This is a genomic window from Vulcanisaeta sp. (assembly GCF_049966235.1).
In the GTDB taxonomy this organism is placed as follows: Archaea; Thermoproteota; Thermoprotei; order Thermoproteales; family Thermocladiaceae; genus Vulcanisaeta; species Vulcanisaeta moutnovskia.
Genome location: NZ_JBMFVA010000001.1, coordinates 38,032 through 55,261, shown reverse-complemented (window position 1 = coordinate 55,261; position 17,230 = coordinate 38,032). Strand labels below are relative to the sequence as shown.

Sequence of the window (17,230 nt, the reverse complement as noted above, 5' to 3'; positions counted from 1 at the left end):
ACCATGTCTAGGTTGTTAGTGATGGCGATTGTTTTTGCCGTGGTTGTTTACACGGTTTTATTATCATCATTAGCAGGCACCTACTTACCTAGTAAGGGTAATTTAACCCTTGATGTTGCTATACTTGTTCTAACATTAATTAGTTTCTTCACGTCATTCCTATCAATTAAGCAGACATGGTATGATGTTAATACAGCATATACAGATAGGGAATTAATTATTGGGAAGTTAAAGCGAATACTTGCGTTCTTTGCATTAGGATTGAATATTGTTAATATTATTTTAGTATTTGCTTATGTACTTATTGTGGCTATTTGATCACTTCTTAATCAAAGCCCTTAATTGATTAAGCTCCTTATCCTTACTTTCAATAATCTTCATTAACTCCTCCCTCTCCTTAAGTAGTTGTTCATACTTCTTACGTATGTCTTGGCACTCGCTCTCAATCTTACTAACCTCCTTCATCTTGCTCTCTAGTTCCTCCTTCTCCCTATCAAGCTTCTCCCTAAGTTCGACTAAGGTATTCTCCCTAATTATTAACGCCCTTTGATAATTCATTAATTCCCTCTCCTTATCAAGAAGTCTCTTTTCCCAATCTGTGAGTCTCTTTTCCTCCTCAATTAACTTCGTCATTAATGGCTCAAGCTTCTCCATAATTTCCTTCCTCCTCTTATTGATCTCATCATCAAGGCTCTTCAATGCATTCTCTCTTTCCTTAAGCAGGTTTTCTAGCGAGTTGAGTCTACTCTCTTTATCCTTAAGCTCAGCCTCAAGCTTATTCAATGCATTTTGTCTTTCATTCAATTTCTTCTCAAGCTCCTTAAGCTCAGCCTCCCTCTGTGATAATTGCTCAAGTCTTTCCTTAACCTCCTGCTCCTTCTTCTCAAGCTCCCTAAGTCTTGCGTTCTCTGCATCTATCCTAACAGCCTCCATCTCAAGTCTCTGTTCACGGGACTTCAACTCAACCTCCCAATCCCTAAGCTTAGTCTCTCTCTCACCAAGCGCCTTCTCTCTCTCGAGCAATGCCTTTTCTCTACTATCAAGTTCACTAAGCCTTGATGTTAATTGATTAGAAAGTGTTATGAGAGATGCCATTACATTGCTCATCTCAGCCAACTTAGCCTTCTCCTCCTCAAGTGCCTTTCTGTCGCTTTCCAACCTCTGCCTAATCTCCTCAATACTCTTCTCCCTAACTGAAACGTCACTCTCTCTTCTGCTTATATCAAGTAACTTGCTCTCTAGGTCCTTCTCCCTATTTAGGACTTCGTTATATACCCTATTCAATTCTCCCAATAGGCTACTTAACTTAGAAACCTCAGATACGAGCGATGATGCCTTGTCAACACCACTTTCAATTTTGGTATTAAGATCCTTAACATTGTTATTAATTAATTCGAGAGTCGTAGTGGCGCTTGTGAGGCTTTGTTGCATATTACTCGATAATCCCTGAAGTCTATCCACCAGGTTATTTATTTTCTCAAGGGCATCGAATAAGGAGTCCATTAATTTCTTGCTCATGTCATTGAATTGATTAACCATGTTATTCATTTGAGCAACTCTACTGGCTATGTCCGTGGTTGATGAGTTTATGACCTTTATAGCATCCTGTAGTGTTTTATCATTTCTTTCAATCCCATTTGAAATGGCCTGAAGATTCTTTTGCATTTGATTGGCATTATTTATTAGTTGTTGGACATTCTGTTGCAGCGCCTGAAGTAAATTATTTATATCGTTAATCCTCTGATAAAGCTCCGTATACTCCTTAGGCTGTCTGAACACAGTACGTATTTTAAGCAAGGGAACTAATATATTTTGCTTTTATTATTCTAAATGAAATTGAACGTAATGAAAACAACACCGAACTTAAGACCTATTAGAACCCTTACCTAGAACATCCAAAATAACTGATTTAAGACCCTCAATAACTTCAGAACTTTTTCTATACTCGGAAATCAACCTAATACCCTGCTCCTCAATAAGTTTCTGGAGTTCATTAAGTCTCGTAGCAACATTGGACAATTGATTCGTGATATCAACAACCTGGTTAACATCGAGCGTCCTATATTCCTTTAAATCCATTGATACCTTTGCCAGGAGATCCACAGCATTCTCAACCTTACCCTGTATTGAGGATATGGAATCCCTATAGGCAATTAATGATGCTTCAATCCTAGTCAATTCCCTTAATGTATTGGAAAGCATACCAGCTAATTCGGCCATACTTTGTGGTGTTATTCCACTAATTAATTCCTGAGTCTTAATTAGGCCTGATAATGAGTTCTCAATCTCATTAACCCTACTCTCCAGGTTCTCAACTCTCGTATTAATATCGGTTAAGCTTCTGGATATTTGATCAACCTTATTACTGAGATTCATTAACTCCCTAAGTATTCTGGCTATTGGATCCTCACGCGGAGGCGGTGGTGCTGGGTAATAACTCATTGCATTAGACCAATTAGTAATTACTTAAATACTTATCTCATGATAATCAATTAATGACATACATATCTCCTAAGGCAAAAATACTAAGTAAAAGCATAAGTAGGGATGTCGTGATACTAGGACCCTCAGTAATTGGTGAAGGTACAATAATAGAGCCGCTTGTTGTAATAGGGCATCCCATTAGGTCGAAGTTAATAAGTATGAGGAATACGGATTTAGAGATTGAACAATTAATGAACGAGGTAAGTAATGGTACAGTAATCGGCAGGAATTGCATTATTAGGAGTAATGTTGTTATTTATGAAAACGTGGAGGTTCATGATGGTGTTGAAACAGGGCATAATGCATTGATTAGGGAGAATACGAAGATAGGGAGTAACACCAGAATTGGATCTGGTGTTATTATAGATGGGGATACGGTAATTGGAAACAACGTTAGTATACAAAGCATGGTATATATACCAAGGGGTACTGTGATAGGGGATAATGTGTTCCTGGGACCAAATGTAGTAATAACCAATGATAAGTATCCACCAAGTAAAAGGCTTGATGGCGTTAAAATAGGAAGAAACGCGGTCATAGGGGCTAATGCGACATTGATAGCTGGTGTCGAAATAGGGGAAAATGCCGTGGTTGCGGCTGGCTCTGTCGTAACTAAGGATGTACCACCAGGTGAGGTAGTTGTTGGCGTACCTGCTAAATCCATTTATAGTGTCGATGTTTTCATAAAGAAGAGAATTGAATATGAAAAGTCAGAGACCCCTTAATGCTCTCCTCAAATTCCTTGCCATCTCCTCAAATCTAGCGATATCCTGCTTGGCTAATGATGGCGGAACGACCTTTAATGCCTCCTCAAAGTGCTCAATATCAACAGGCCTTACTTGGTTAGAGTTGCTCCTAATTGTTTCTCTCAACGCAAGCATTGCAGCCTCTCTAACTAAGGCAGCTAGATCGGCACCTGTATAACCCTCGGTTCTCCTTGCGATGTCCTTAAGGTACTTATAATCGCTGTCCTTAACCTCATCAGATAATTTCAAACCCCTAATATGAACCTTAATTATTTCAAACCTAGCATTCTCATCAGGTGGTGGTACATACACGATTCTATCGAACCTACCTGGCCTAAGCAATGCTGGGTCTACTATATCCGCCCTATTTGTTGCTGCTATGACAACGACGTTCTTTAGCGGTGCTATTCCATCCATCTCTGCCAATAACTGATTGACTATTCTATCAGTGGCCCCACTATCAACCCTCAAACCTCTTGCTGGTGCTATTGCGTCTATTTCGTCGAAGAATATTACGCATGGTGCTGCCATTCTTGCTTTCTTGAATATTTCCCTGATTGCCCTCTCACTCTCCCCAAACCACTTACTCAGTATTTCTGGACCCCTAACAGCAATAAAATTCGCATTCGACTCCGTAGCCACAGCCTTAGCCAACAAAGTCTTACCAGTACCAGGAGGACCAAACAACAAAATACCCTTAGGCGGATCAATACCGAGCTCCTCAAAGTACCTGGGATACCTAAGCGGCCACTCCACCATTTCCTTAAGCTCCTGCTTAACATTATCGTAGCCACCAATATCATCCCAGTGAATCTCAGGAACTTCAACAATGACCTCCCTGAGAACTGTTGGTTGTATATACTTCATAGCCTCAAGGAAGTCCCTCCTCCTAATCCTAATCCTTGCTAATTGCTCTGATGGTATTTCTGACTGCTCAAGATCAATCTCCTTCTTCTCTATAGCCTCCCTAAGTCTTATCATCGCAGCCTCCTTAACAAGTGCCGCTAGGTCAGCCCCTGTATAACCATGAGTCATCTCTGCCAACTCATCAATACTCACAACATCACTATTAGGATCACACATATTCTCCTTAACATCCTCCTCAGTGCACAACGGCACATTCCTCGTATGAACTTGGAGTATCTCCTTCCTCGCATTCTTATCGGGCATGCTTATGTAAATTTCCCTGTCGAATCTTCCTGGTCTTCTTAGTGCTGGGTCTACGGCCTCCGGCCTATTGGTTGCTCCTATTACGATTACCTGACCTCTCTCCTGCAAACCATCCATTAGAGTCAATAATTGCGCCACTATTCTTTTCTCGACCTCGCCCGTGACCTCCTCTCTCTTTGGTGCTATGGCATCAATCTCATCAATAAAGATAATAGCAGGAGCATTCTTCTTAGCCTCCTCAAAAATCTCCCTCAACTTAGCCTCAGACTCACCATAATACTTACTCATGATTTCTGGGCCATTAATTGATACGAAGTAAGCATTGGCCTCAGAGGCCACGGCCTTCGCCAAAAGGGTCTTGCCTGTGCCTGGTGGACCTATGAGAAGAACGCCCTTAGGAGGCTCAATACCAAGGTGCTTAAATATTTCAGGGTGTCTTAATGGTAATTCTATCAATTCCCTAATCTTCCTCTTAGCCTCCTCAAGGTCACCAATGTCCTCCCAAGTAACCCTAGGCATCGCTAATTCCATCTCTCTAACTGGTTCCTCCCTAACCTGAACCTCGGTATCAATACCAACATACGCAGCTGGTCCTGGCGTTACACTCGTGACCATGAATCTAATGGAGCCTGTGTAATACGGTATCTCTATGATTGAACCCTTCCAAACAGGCTTACCAAGCAAGTAAGCCCTCTTTAGGTAATCAGGGTCAACCCTAATGTACTCACCCACAGGCGCTATTGTAACTCTTTGTGCAGATCTTAAATTCGCCTTCTTAACCTTAACAACATCACCAATACTAACACCGGCATTCTGCCTCAAGACACCATCCATCCTTATGTAGTCCTTATCCTCATCATCAGTGTAGGCAGGCCATACCTGGGCATAGGCACTACGCTTGTTACCAATTATTTCAACGTATTCACCAGGCTCAATGCCAAGTACCCTCATGTAACGTTGTGGTATCCTAACAATTAGCCTACCAACATCCCTAGTCCTGGCCTCTGCAACCCTAAGACTAACCTCATTGTTAGAACCCATGACTTATCCTCGTTATTTAATTCTTGTGATTAGCTTATATAATTATCTTTATTTTGCTCTCTCACTGGTTCAATACCATGCGTTTACTGTCGAATTCAACAACGCTAAAAGTTAAATAGGGTATAAAATAACGTATTCTGTGGGTAAGGTAGGCATTGTTGGATGGGGCATCTATATACCTAGGTTCAGAATAAGCACAAAGGAAATAGCCAGGGTCTGGGGTGATGACCCACTAAGGATTAAGGATCTTTATTGGGTTGAGGAGAGGAGTGTTGGTGGTCCTGATGAGGATGCCATTACCATGTCTGTGGAAGCCTCTAGAAATGCATTAAGGAGGGCAGGTATTGATCCTAAGGAACTGGGTTCAGTATTTGTTGGCACTGAGTCGAAACCCTATGCCGTTAAGCCAATAGCCTCAATATTAATTGATGCACTAGGAATGAGAAAACAATCCTTTGCCGTGGACATGGAATTCGCATGCAAGGCCGGCTCAGACGCAATAGTTAATGCAACAGGTCTCGTTAAGAGCGGTCTTATTAAGTATGGACTTGCAGTTGGTGTTGACCACAGTCATGGAGAGCCGGGGGATCACCTTGACTATACGGTGTCTGGCGGTGCGGCGGCCTATATAATAGGGTCTGATGGTGTTGCAGCTGAGATTGAGCATATATATGCATATAATTCTGACACGCCGGACTTTTGGCGTAGGGATGGCATGCCTTATGCCGTACATGGTGAGTCATTCACCGGAGAACCAGCCTACTTTAGGCATATTGTGAATGCCGCGAAGGCTCTAATGGAGGCGACGGGACTTAAACCAAGCGACTTTGATTACGCGGTCTTTCACCAACCAAATGCCAGATTCCCAGTTAGGGTTGCCCAAATGCTTGGTATACCCCTTGAGAAGGTTAAATTTGGCATTATTGCTGATAGAATAGGCAACACATACAATGGCGCTGTATTAATAGGTCTTGCAAACATCCTTGAAAATGCCAAGCCAGGTTCTAGGATACTCATGGTATCCTTTGGAAGTGGTGCTGGTTCTAATGCCTTTAGTCTAGTGACCACGGACTTACTACCTGAGAAGGTGGGTAGGGCTAGGACCGTTAGTTACTACCTTGAGAATAAGTCATACTTAGACTACGCCCTCTACTTAAGATTCAGGAACTTGATTAAGGTGTTTCAATAATATCGGTTTGTCGGTATCTTAATCTTTAAAAATAAATAGTTAAAAAACAACGTAATGCCTCGCAAGCAAACCGTTAGAATAGTGGAGAGGAAAAAGGAAATACTAGAATTATTAATTAAGGAGGGTGAGTTACCGACCAATGAAATTGTTAAGAAAACGAACTTAAGCCACAGCCAGGTCTTTTACGCATTAAAGCTTCTTCAGAGGGATGGATTAATTAGGGAGATTAAGAGAGGTAAGGTGGCCTACTGGAAGGCTTCAGATAATGCTCAGGAGGCGCTTAAGGCACTTGAGCAGGAGGTTAAGGAGGAGGTCATGGAGGGTGAGGAGACGACGGGGGAGACTTAGGCTTTTTAATTCAAGAATTAATGTAGTATTTGAATGATGAGGCGGGCAGAATCCGTAAAAATGACGAGACTGTCTCACACTGACTAAAATACTAACATTATTAATCGTCCATGATTGTTCACTAAAAGAGGAAGCGTTAATAAATGGGTAATTTACGCCAATGCGGAGTCTATGGAGAATTCCGTGAGTCGCGCTTCCTTGGGAATTGATTATAAGCTCCTTCGAAGGATTCCATACTTAATATTATTGGTTAAGTACGGCATTAATGATAGAGATTACGTGGCAATAAACCTAACTAGACTCGCTAATGATGTAGGCACAACACCACAGAATGTATTTAAAATAATAAATAGGCTTGCTGAGGACGATTTAATTATTAAGTCTACGATTAATGGTCAATTAGCGATTAAATTTTCCCAAAGGGCCTCCGAGGCTCTTCGATTCGTGATAGACACGATTAGGCATTACCTTGATGAGAGGCTGGTGATTAGACTTGTTGGTAATGTGGTCTCTGGGCTTGGTGAGGGTAGTTTCTACATGAGTCTTGATGGCTATGTTAAACAATTTATTGAGAAGCTTGGGTTTAAGCCATACCCAGGAACCCTCAATATTAGGCTAAAGCCCGAGTACATTAAGTACAGACTTTACCTAGACGCATTGCCAGGCATATACATAGAGGGCTTTAGTAATGGTGTTAGAACGTATGGGAGTGTTAAGTGCTTCAAGGCATCAATACATGGATTACCAGGTGCTATATTACTGATTGAAAGAACTCACCACGGTCTTGACACAATAGAGATAATATCGCCCTATAGATTAAGGTATGAATTAGGTCTTAAGGATGGTGATGAGGTTGAGGTATTAGTGAACCTATGAGCGTCTAAATTACTTACTAGAACAGTTAGATATTAATGTTATGTAAGCAAGGTCTTCAAGAACCTCAGCCCTATTAAGTGCTTCATACGGTGTTGAACCTAGTGTGACTAATCCATGATTCCTTAGAATCGCAGCAGTCACGCCCCTTCTAGACACTGCCTTACTAACGGCATTGGCCAACTCAGCACTTCCAGGTTTCAGGTAAGGCACCTCAACAACTTCACCAACGTATGATATCGCCTCACTAAGTGATAGGTCAATCTTAAGACCGGCTCTGCTTAATGCCAATATATTGGGTGGGTGAGTATGAAGTATAAACTTAGCATCATCCCTAGCCTTATAAATACCTACGTGCATCCTCCACTCACTGCTGGGATTGCTGCCGGATATGATTGTTCCATCAAGCCTAATCTTGACGATGCTCTGCGGCTTTATGAGTATCTTTGGCATCGATGTCGGTGTTATCAAAACCTCATCATTACTCAACCTAGCACTGGCATTTCCGCCAAGTAGGTCTACGAGTTTTCTTGCATATGCTAATCTAAAGATCTCAACAAGTGATCTTCTTAATGATGTTTCGTTCATATAAAGACGGTATATTATTAGGGTATAAAAATATGTTCTAAATATAGTTAAAACGTATAAGTACATGGCCATATAATAAAGGATTGATGGGGTATATCGATGCCCATACACACATTGTATTTAAGGAAACAATAACTGAGGAATTACTTAACTTTGCATTAAGGGAATGGGGTGCGCCTCGTGAGACGGTACTAATGGGTGTTAAGGACGTTGTTAAGATACTTGATGATGCGAATATTGATTATGTAGGTGTTATGGCATTTCCATCGAGAAAGCTGGGTATTGCCAAGGAGGATTATGCAATAAGGGTAATAAACGCAGTTAGGGATTACGCGGATAGATTTGCGATAATAGGTGGTGTTGAAGCTAATGAGTTGTCCATAGAGGATACTAGGCACTGGCTTGAGAGACAGTATGAGGCGGGTATTAGTGCAATTAAGGTTCATCCACCGCACATGTGGCTGAAACCGAACGCATACAGGCCGGAGGAGGGTGGATTAAGGCAGCTTGAGATTATTTATCAATTCGCAGTAGATCATGGATTGCCGGTCTACATACATACGGGTACGAGCGCATTCTCAAGGGCCAGGAATAAATATGGAGATCCAATATTCGTTGATGATGTCGCTGTGGATTTTCCAAGGCTAACGATTCTCGTATCGCATGTAGGTAGACCGAATTGGATTGCTACAGCATTTCAATTAATCAGGATAAGACCAAACATTTTAGCTGATCTTTCAAGTATACCTCCTAAAAGGATCCTGGACTACATACCAAGACTCGCTGAAATAAGTGATAAATCAATATATGGGAGTGACTATCCAGGACCTGGCGTCCATGATATAAAGGCAAATCTGCAGGAATTCCTAAATATATCAATGTCGAAGGAAGTGATAAAGAAGATAGTTGATGATAATCCAAGAAGGGTTCTGAAGCCGTTATCAAGAAATAGATAGAGCATGAGTAAAGGTAATTTAAGGTTTAAAAATACTATGAAGAAGTATTTATCTTGCGGGGGTGCCCGAGCCTGGTCAAAGGGGGCGGACTCAAGATTATAAGTGAGATATCCGCTGGCGAAGGCCTGCGTGGGTTCGAATCCCACCCCCCGCACCAAAAACCGAAGTTGCTTTTCGCGGTGCTGTGCGCCTTAATTTAATTATGTTAGTTCGTACTTATTTCACTATCTCTATTGTTAATACTATCGTACTTTTAGTTCAAACCTTTATCTTTAAATATGGCCTTTAATAATATTTCAATCTTAATATTCACATAATACTTAAAAAGTTCTCAAAGAATGTATTACCTAATGACAGATTTTATACTCCAAGCAACTACGTCCATATCCAGTGCCTTGTCCAGTATGTTGAGTGAGTTAATTCTTGCTATACCATCGATAATACTCTTCATAATAATAGCACTAATAGGTTATGCAATAGCCGTTGTTGTAGCCAGGGTAATTAAAAAGCTCCTGCCATCATTGATCAAGCAGGCTGGTTTGAGCCCTGAGATTGTTGGTATTATTGCTGGTGCCGTTGAGGCCTTCATAATTCTGATAGCGCTTGCTATAGCCTTCTCAGTGTTGAGTCTTGGACCTGCCACGGTTTGGGTTGCAATGATCGCTAAGTACCTGCCATCGCTTGCCGGTGCCATTATATTGCTGACACTGGGCTTATTACTTGTTGACTTATTGGTCGACTACATGCAGAAGAAGATGGGTGTTACAGATGAGTTACTTGCAACGATAATTAATGTACTTAGGTTCGGTCTTTACGCAGTGATAATAACGATAGCGGCTAACCTAGCCATTTTCTATTGGATACCTAACATAAGCCCATACCTATTCTACGATATAATAATAGCATCGATAATCCTACTATTCAGCTTCAGCATCGTTAATAAGGCAATTAACGACATTAGTAAGGAACACCCAGAGATGAAGGATATACTTGGTTATGCGAGGTTAATACTTTACGCAATATTCATACTAGTCACTGTAGCCATAATCGTGCAGCCCTTCGCTAACATAACACAGATAATATACGCTATGGCATGGGGTCTAGCAATTGCCTTTGGCATAATAGTAATACCGTTAATTTACGCTCTCGCTAAAAAGATTGTGCAGACATAATAGAATCGATGAATTTTACTCCATTAAAAATCTTCATTTTTTATTCTTGGTAATACACCAATCCTATTCTGAAGTTTTATGTATATTTTTATCCAATCAATCCTGAATATTATGAAGGCTAATGCTGTGAATGTAATTGCCATGATTATCTGGAACGTGGTTAGGCCAATGCTTGGTCTTAATATGCCGTATAATGATGAGAAGAGGAGAAGTTCTATTGGTATTTCTATTGAACTCTTTATTATTTTACCAATGAGTACGTACGCATTTAATCTTAATGGACTTATTAATGCAGCCCCGGTGCCTATGTATAGGTAATCATCAAGGGGCAATCCCGGTAATGCAGCCAAGATTATTACTAGTATCCATAATGGCGCCTTATTAGATAATAGTATTATTAGTTTCACGGCGCTGGTTCGTTTGAGGGGTCTTCGTAATGCATAGCCTAGAATGTATGATACGTTCTTAGAGACTGTCGCACCTAATGCCGTTATAATAATTGCTAAGGCTATATATAGGGTCGATGCTTTAGTACTAAGTAAGGTTAGTGATGCGTACACTGTATATGCCTCACCGAAGAATGGCACTGCATTACTTATGAAGCTTACGAATAAATCCATTATTAATATTGGTATTATATTCATTTACCAGGATTAAGTTTGAGTTGCTTTTAGGCTTTTTATTGAGAATACAGCAACACCTGCCGCAAGTGCTATTAATGCGATCCCCACGGCAAGGGGTACTGTGTTATAACTTATTGGTTGATTAGGCGCAACATTTAATGAGGCATTACTTGCATTTATTGGTACTATGCTCGATATCGTGAATGAAATACTACAGGAATTCGTTGAGGAAGCCAATTCATAAAGAGCCTGTGAATATGAGGCTGCTAGTTCATAGAGTTGTAATGCGGCTGTTAGGTCATTAATATTACCGGTTGAATTATACCTGGTTAGGTAGTAGTTGCCGAAGTCTATGTATGATACTGCAAGCATGGGGAATAAGCCGCACCTATTCTCTGCCTCATATGTATTGAATATTGCTAGCTCCTTGACGTAATCCGTAACATTAACCAGATACCCAGTGTTTATTTCTCCGTTTATTATCGGCGTAAATAATAGATGTAGCATGGCGTCATTACTCGATATAACATCAAGACTTTGCGCAAGAGCTAGTGGATAGAGGCCATTTTGGTAATTATTTTGTGCTTCCTGAACCTCTTGAGTTATTGAATTCATACCCTGAAGAACACTAGATACTCCAACCGCACTTGATAATGAGAGTGTGTACTCGGTTATTGATTGTGCATATACCAGGTACATGCTTGTTAAATCCTCAAGGTAAAACTCTGATAATGGTGCTCCACCCTTTATTGCATTCAGTACTGCTAACCAATCACCCAGTGTCTCTATCCTAGCCTTCGCATAAGCCAAGTTACTTATTGCGTCACTGATATCATTACTTGATAAGTCCTGAGCCGCGGCACTCAATGATTGTTGTGCATCAAAGATCCTATCATATATTCCAATTATTATATCTATGTTGGCTGTAGTCACGTTATAATGCTGTAGTGTATTTTCATAGTTCTGTAATTCAATGTTCAATTGATTAAGTAACCCACTTAGCTGCTGGCTTGTATAGTTCTGCATTTCGTCTTGGTAATAATTAATTAATCCCTGAAATCCAAGACTTGCTGCGGTATAGTACATGCTCTGATTTCCGTAATTAATCGCCTTCTTAATGTAATTAGTGACATTAGGATCTGTGGAGTTAATGGCACCCGTGCTAATTATCCTATTGTATATCCTCATCCATAGGAATTTCGTAACATTGACATAAGCCTGATTCTTAAGTACTTGTGTTGATACTGATGGTATTGAGAGATTGGCACCCGTGAAGTAATAAATGGCTTGTCTAACATCCATTACGGGTATTACATCAACACCTAAACTCTTTCCATAACTTATTAAGTTAATCACCTGACCACTACTGGTCTGATATATTTGTTGTCCATACGGTATCAACACTATTTCATAACCCTCCTGAGCCGCTGCCTCAATCTTGGACGGTAAGCCACCCACTGGACCTATTGAACCGTCGGGTAGTATCATACCGGTCATCACAACATCAGGATTTAACGTGTGATTCGTTATTAATGCCCACATTGCGACCGTCATATAGCCACTTGCTGATGGACCACCAATTTCGAGGGTTGTTGGTTCAACGTTTATTAAGAAATTGTACTCGTTAAATGGTTGATTTGCTAAGTATGTGGCGACCAATGCGGCTATTTGGGATGATGATAAGAACGTACCACTTTCAGCAGTTGGTAGTGGGCTTGAGGCAACATATACATAACCTGAGCCTGGTTTTATTGCCGTTATTGTTATATTTATAATAGCACCACTGTTGTTTGAGGACACAGCTAATGCATGCACAGTCAATGACCTAGTATATACGACGATTTGCTGCCACTCATCTGCCAGTCCAATTATTAACGAACTTAGTACTAGGGCCAACGCCATCAGTATTATGATACTTACTATCTTAAGGTCTTTGACCATACAATGTGATGATGCTCCCTTGATTAATAAAACTTACACACTTCACTAATCGAATTAATTTAAATGAGTAATTGTAAATTCTCACGCTAATAGTGATATTAACACGGCCTTAGCCGTGTGCAGCCTATTCTCCGCCTGATCCCAAACTACACTTTGTGGTCCATCAATAACATCATCAGTAACCTCCTCACCCCTATGTGCGGGTAGGCAGTGCATGAAGACAGCCTGAGGACCTGCCTTCCTCATTAATTCAGCATTGACTTGATAGGACCTAAATACCTTCTTCCTCTCCTCGGCCTCAGTCTCCATACCCATACTAACCCAAACGTCCGTATACACCGCATCAACCCCTCTCACGTCCTCAGTATTATCACTAATCATGATATTCGCACCAGTCCTCCTCGTATCTTCCGTAAGCAATTCAGCAAATTTAGTGGGCCAGTACTTTCTAGGTGATATTATCCTAACCTCCCAACCAAGTTTAGCGCCTATTATCATTAGAGAGTGGGCAATGTTATTATCACCATCACCAACAAAAGCAATTCTTAATCCCTCGAGTCTGCTCCTTACTTCCCATAGGGTTAATGCATCTGCCAATGCCTGTAATGGATGCTCTTTATCGCTCAAGGCATTTATAACAGGCACTACGGCATACTTAGCCATCTCGATTAATGACTCATGCTTATACACCCTGGCTGCGATGGCGTCCACGAACCTATCAACAACCCTCGCGGTATCCGCAATGGTCTCTCCACGGCCTAGCTGAAGCTCCTGCGGATTTGAGTAAATGACATGCATTCCCAACTGAGTTGCAGCCGCATCAAGACTTACCCTGGTTCTCGTACTTGGTTTTTCAAAGATCATTAAGAGAGTCCTGCCCCTCAGTATATCGCTATACCGCTCACCTTGGTAATACCTTGATTTAAGGTCTCTGGAGAGGTTTAGTAAGTACTTGATTTCATCGGTTGTGTAGTCCATAAGTGTTATGTAGTCCCTACCCTTGAGTGCTCTTACGTTTGTCACGGTAATGTATTATTGATAGGGTTATTAAAGCATGACCTCACGGCGTTAAGTTTTTATAGTAAGTGCTTTGTCATGTGTCGTGGCTAGGAATAGGGATGAGGTACTTAAGGTTCTTGAGAATTGGGGAGATTCAGTAACAAATAAGATACTTAGTAATGAGGAACCTGTTCTTGAAATACCATCACGAACATTAAGTAATACTATATGGGACTCTAAGAAGAAGATGCTTGTACTTGGTCCAGAAAAACTAAAGAGGAGATTCCTCGATCTTAAGGAATCTAAGAGGTTCATGCAGACAATGCTAATGCTTAGGCTTATTGTTCAAGCGATTAGGGAGGGTGTTTACCCAACAATAAGGGATCTCTACTATAATGGTAAACATACGATGGAGTTTAAGGCGGACATAATCAATAAGGTTATTAGGGAGAACACATGGGATGAACAGTCAGAATCAAATGCTGTTATTGAGGATATTGAAGTAGCCACTGGAATGCTCAGGGAGGAGATGGGGCTTTCAGCTGATGTTAAGGGTAAGGTCGTGGGCCCAATAATTGTAAGGTCTAAGGGGTTTGAGATAGATGCAACAAAGCTTGGTGATACTGCGTTAAGTCTTCCGCCGAATCCTGATGATCTCGATATTGTTAAGGTCGAGGCCAATTACGTATTAGTCATAGAGAAGGATGCAATATTTCAGAGGCTTAATAGGGAGGGTTTCTGGAATAAGGAGAGTTGTTTATTAATTACGGCTAAGGGTATGCCTGATAGGGCTACCAGGAGGTTTGTTAGGAGACTTAATGAGGAGTATGGATTACCCATCTATATATTGACTGATGGCGATCCATACGGGTGGTATATATATAGTGTCTATAAGAGTGGTTCGATAAAGCTTAGCTACGAGAGCGATAGGTTGGCAACCCCTGAGGCTAAGTTCGTGGGTGTTACGGCAACGGACATACGTACTTATAAGATAAGCGATGAATATGTGATAAAGGCTACGGATAGGGATTTGAAGAGGGCTCAGGAACTCATTAGGTATCCCTGGTTCCAGAGTGACCATTGGAAGAAGGAAATTGAGCTTTTCCTAAGAACTAAGAAGAAGGTTGAGATTGAGGCTTTATCAACACATGGTTTGAGGTTTCTTCATGATTACTTAACTGATAAGATTCATGGTGGTAAGTTTATTGATTAAGCCCAATTAATGCAGGAATAATGATTTTAAATGCGCAATTAGGCTATGCCGTATAATGCTAATTGATAATTATGGAAGACCCTGGTTGAAACTCAGGATTGTGGTGAACAGCGTATGTAATTATAGATGTATTTTCTGCCACTTTGAGGGTCAGGGCAAATTTCTGAGTAGGGAGTTAAGTGCTGAGGATATTGGTTTCGTGACTTCTGTGGCCAAGGATTTAGGTGTTGATGATTTCAAGATAACTGGTGGTGAGCCATTACTGCGTAAGGACATTGTAAAGGTCGTAGACGAGATTAGCAGGATTGGTCCTAAGGATCTTTCGTTAACGACAAATGGGTATTTTCTTGATATATATGCTGAGGATTTGCTTTCTCATGGTTTACGTAGATTAAATATATCGCTCCACTCATTAGATAGAAGGAAGTACAGTTTCATAACTGGTGTTGATGCCCTGGATAAGGTTCTTGAGAATATTGATTACGTGAGTAAACTGGGCTTTAGGCAGATAAAACTGAATGTTGTTGCCTTAAGGGGATTGAACACTAATGAAATACCAATGATGATAAGATTCGCCGCTAAGTATGGCTTCGTTCTTCAATTAATAGAGTTGATGCCCATGGGCGAGGGCTTTCCCGTATTTGCCAGATATTATGACGACCTAAGCGATATAATAAATTGGTTGAATAAGCATGGTAAATTACTAGGAACGAGGAAGGACCTTCATAATAGGCCGTTATACGAGGTTGATGGCGTTAGGGTTGAGATTGTAAAGAACTATAATAACCCAACGTTCTGCGCAGGCTGCACAACAATGAGGTTAACAAGTGATGGTAAATTGAAGACCTGTTTATATAAGGAACCCGTGGTTGATCTATGGCCATATATAAGAACTAGGGATAGAGAGGGCTTAATGAAGGCTATGATCTATGCAAATTCACTTAGGAAGCCTAATTTTGTAGAGGGTTCATCAGGTGATTTAAGTAGAATAAGGATTAAGGTGCGTATTGGGAACCTCGTGTACTAATACTACGCCTTATTACGTACTTAATGCCCCTATAATTACTTGTAAGTGTCACTGTTATTTCGATGGGAGATAGAACCTTCACTAACTCATTTATTAATTCATTAATTAAGTCCTCGTGATATACAATCCTGCCTTTAAATCCGTCTAAGTATTCCCTAAGACTATTCAATTCTATATAGATACACTCATTATTGCGACATAACGGCTTATAATCTATTTCAAGGTTATAATTATCAACACTATGATCCACCGGGCATATTGCTGAGAACGTGGTTTCAATGTGCACATTATCTACGGGTCCCGCCCTTATTGTAATACTCATTAAATGGACATTGTACTCTCAATATTTATGCATATCGATCTCTCAGTGCATAATTTCCTAATAACTGCCCTTAACTTATCAAGTTCATTCTCATTTATCCACACTTTAATAATCTCATTATTACCAGACATAAAGGTAACGGACCAGGTGTTGAACCTAGGTATTGAGGGTATTGGTATTAATCTCATGTTTATAATTCTAACAGTATTAATTACGGGCCTTATCCTCACCCTAGTTATTTGAAATAATGATAATTCAATCCTCTCGGAACCCCTTAGGGCTATGAATCGATCTGCATACATTATCACCTCATTCCTCTTAATGGCTTTCTTGGCAGCAACCATTATTAACGCAATGAATATTGGTGGTAATGATACGAGTACTACATCAATTATTGATTGAGTTATTATGAAGATGACTACGGCGCCAATAAGCATGAGAGTTATTACAATGCCCGCATATAAATTAATGATGTATGCTGGATCCTCAATGACATGCCAGAGTGGCCTATTCATTTAAGGAAATAAGAAACGTTAAA

At 40.6% G+C, this 17,230-nt stretch carries 18 protein-coding genes and 1 tRNA gene; 10 read left to right on the top strand and 9 right to left on the bottom strand.

Annotation, left to right across the window (positions count from 1 at the left end; genetic code table 11):
• Positions 1-3: 3 nt before the first annotated feature.
• A complete protein-coding gene (locus ACP5L5_RS00320) occupies positions 4-318 on the top strand; it encodes a C4-dicarboxylate ABC transporter permease (protein ID WP_428760833.1) in 315 nt (104 codons plus the stop codon).
• Here ACP5L5_RS00320 and ACP5L5_RS00315 read toward each other — a convergent pair whose 3' ends face one another.
• Both ACP5L5_RS00315 and ACP5L5_RS00310 read right to left on the bottom strand, forming a co-directional pair.
• Complete coding sequence (locus ACP5L5_RS00315) at positions 319-1,779, bottom strand: chromosome partitioning protein ParA (protein WP_273303918.1); 1,461 nt, start codon at positions 1,777-1,779, stop codon at positions 319-321.
• An 84-nt stretch (positions 1,780-1,863) separates the two neighbouring features.
• Positions 1,864-2,442: a hypothetical protein gene (locus ACP5L5_RS00310; protein ID WP_428760831.1), complete on the bottom strand. Its 579-nt coding sequence runs from the start codon at positions 2,440-2,442 to the stop codon at positions 1,864-1,866.
• Positions 2,443-2,495: 53 nt separating this feature from the next.
• Between ACP5L5_RS00310 and ACP5L5_RS00305 the strand changes: the two genes are divergently transcribed.
• Positions 2,496-3,209, top strand: coding sequence for an N-acetyltransferase (locus tag ACP5L5_RS00305; RefSeq protein ID WP_013603793.1), 714 nt, complete (start codon positions 2,496-2,498; stop codon positions 3,207-3,209).
• Here the strand turns inward: ACP5L5_RS00305 and ACP5L5_RS00300 are convergent.
• Positions 3,195-5,441, bottom strand: a complete 2,247-nt coding sequence (locus ACP5L5_RS00300; protein WP_428760829.1) for a CDC48 family AAA ATPase — start codon at positions 5,439-5,441, stop codon at positions 3,195-3,197. The genes ACP5L5_RS00305 and ACP5L5_RS00300 overlap by 15 nt on opposite strands.
• Before the next feature lie 139 nt (positions 5,442-5,580).
• Between ACP5L5_RS00300 and ACP5L5_RS00295 the strand changes: the two genes are divergently transcribed.
• The 3 genes from ACP5L5_RS00295 (at position 5,581) to ACP5L5_RS00285 (ending at position 7,854) form a co-directional block, all read left to right on the top strand.
• The gene (locus ACP5L5_RS00295) at positions 5,581-6,630 is read left to right on the top strand and encodes a hydroxymethylglutaryl-CoA synthase (RefSeq protein WP_273303923.1); all 1,050 of its coding nucleotides are present in this window, start codon (positions 5,581-5,583) and stop codon (positions 6,628-6,630) included.
• A gap of 54 nt (positions 6,631-6,684) precedes the next feature.
• Positions 6,685-6,978, top strand: a complete 294-nt coding sequence (locus ACP5L5_RS00290) for a winged helix-turn-helix transcriptional regulator (RefSeq protein WP_048056820.1) — start codon at positions 6,685-6,687, stop codon at positions 6,976-6,978.
• A 171-nt stretch (positions 6,979-7,149) separates the two neighbouring features.
• Complete coding sequence (locus ACP5L5_RS00285) at positions 7,150-7,854, top strand: DUF120 domain-containing protein (RefSeq protein ID WP_428760826.1); 705 nt, start codon at positions 7,150-7,152, stop codon at positions 7,852-7,854.
• A 9-nt stretch (positions 7,855-7,863) separates the two neighbouring features.
• Here the strand turns inward: ACP5L5_RS00285 and ACP5L5_RS00280 are convergent, their stop codons facing one another.
• A complete protein-coding gene (locus ACP5L5_RS00280; protein WP_428760825.1) occupies positions 7,864-8,439 on the bottom strand; it encodes a class II aldolase/adducin family protein in 576 nt (191 codons plus the stop codon).
• 86 nt (positions 8,440-8,525) lie between these two features.
• On the opposite strand from ACP5L5_RS00280, the gene ACP5L5_RS00275 reads away from it, so the two are divergent.
• From ACP5L5_RS00275 to ACP5L5_RS00265, 3 genes are all read left to right on the top strand, one after another.
• Positions 8,526-9,395 (top strand): amidohydrolase family protein, encoded by an 870-nt coding sequence (locus ACP5L5_RS00275; protein ID WP_428760823.1) that lies wholly within the window; start codon positions 8,526-8,528, stop codon positions 9,393-9,395.
• Between the two features lie 55 nt (positions 9,396-9,450).
• Positions 9,451-9,552: transfer RNA gene (locus ACP5L5_RS00270), tRNA-Leu, on the top strand.
• 193 nt (positions 9,553-9,745) lie between these two features.
• On the top strand, positions 9,746-10,567 hold the full coding sequence (locus ACP5L5_RS00265; RefSeq protein WP_428760822.1) for a mechanosensitive ion channel family protein: 822 nt from the start codon (positions 9,746-9,748) through the stop codon (positions 10,565-10,567).
• A gap of 23 nt (positions 10,568-10,590) precedes the next feature.
• Here ACP5L5_RS00265 and ACP5L5_RS00260 read toward each other — a convergent pair whose 3' ends face one another.
• The 3 genes from ACP5L5_RS00260 to argF all read right to left on the bottom strand — a co-directional run bounded on the left by ACP5L5_RS00260 (position 10,591) and on the right by argF (position 14,154).
• A complete protein-coding gene (locus tag ACP5L5_RS00260) occupies positions 10,591-11,211 on the bottom strand; it encodes a hypothetical protein (RefSeq protein WP_428760820.1) in 621 nt (206 codons plus the stop codon).
• Between the two features lie 9 nt (positions 11,212-11,220).
• Positions 11,221-13,131: a S16 family serine protease gene (locus ACP5L5_RS00255; protein WP_428760818.1), complete on the bottom strand. Its 1,911-nt coding sequence runs from the start codon at positions 13,129-13,131 to the stop codon at positions 11,221-11,223.
• Between the two features lie 81 nt (positions 13,132-13,212).
• A complete protein-coding gene (gene argF, locus ACP5L5_RS00250) occupies positions 13,213-14,154 on the bottom strand; it encodes an ornithine carbamoyltransferase (RefSeq protein WP_428760816.1) in 942 nt (313 codons plus the stop codon).
• A gap of 79 nt (positions 14,155-14,233) precedes the next feature.
• On the opposite strand from argF, the gene ACP5L5_RS00245 reads away from it, so the two are divergent.
• Positions 14,234-15,343, top strand: a complete 1,110-nt coding sequence (locus ACP5L5_RS00245) for a DNA topoisomerase IV subunit A (protein ID WP_013603804.1) — start codon at positions 14,234-14,236, stop codon at positions 15,341-15,343.
• A 55-nt stretch (positions 15,344-15,398) separates the two neighbouring features.
• Complete coding sequence (gene moaA / locus ACP5L5_RS00240; RefSeq protein ID WP_428760813.1) at positions 15,399-16,370, top strand: GTP 3',8-cyclase MoaA; 972 nt, start codon at positions 15,399-15,401, stop codon at positions 16,368-16,370.
• Here moaA and ACP5L5_RS00235 read toward each other — a convergent pair.
• Together ACP5L5_RS00235 and ACP5L5_RS00230 are read right to left on the bottom strand one after the other, a co-directional pair.
• Positions 16,339-16,692 carry a hypothetical protein gene (locus tag ACP5L5_RS00235; RefSeq protein ID WP_048056822.1) on the bottom strand — a complete coding sequence of 118 codons (354 nt, stop codon included), beginning with the start codon at positions 16,690-16,692 and terminating at the stop codon, positions 16,339-16,341. The genes moaA and ACP5L5_RS00235 overlap by 32 nt on opposite strands.
• Positions 16,692-17,207: a hypothetical protein gene (locus ACP5L5_RS00230; protein ID WP_428760810.1), complete on the bottom strand. Its 516-nt coding sequence runs from the start codon at positions 17,205-17,207 to the stop codon at positions 16,692-16,694. The genes ACP5L5_RS00235 and ACP5L5_RS00230 overlap by 1 nt, the downstream gene beginning before the upstream one ends.
• Positions 17,208-17,230: the final 23 nt, after the last annotated feature.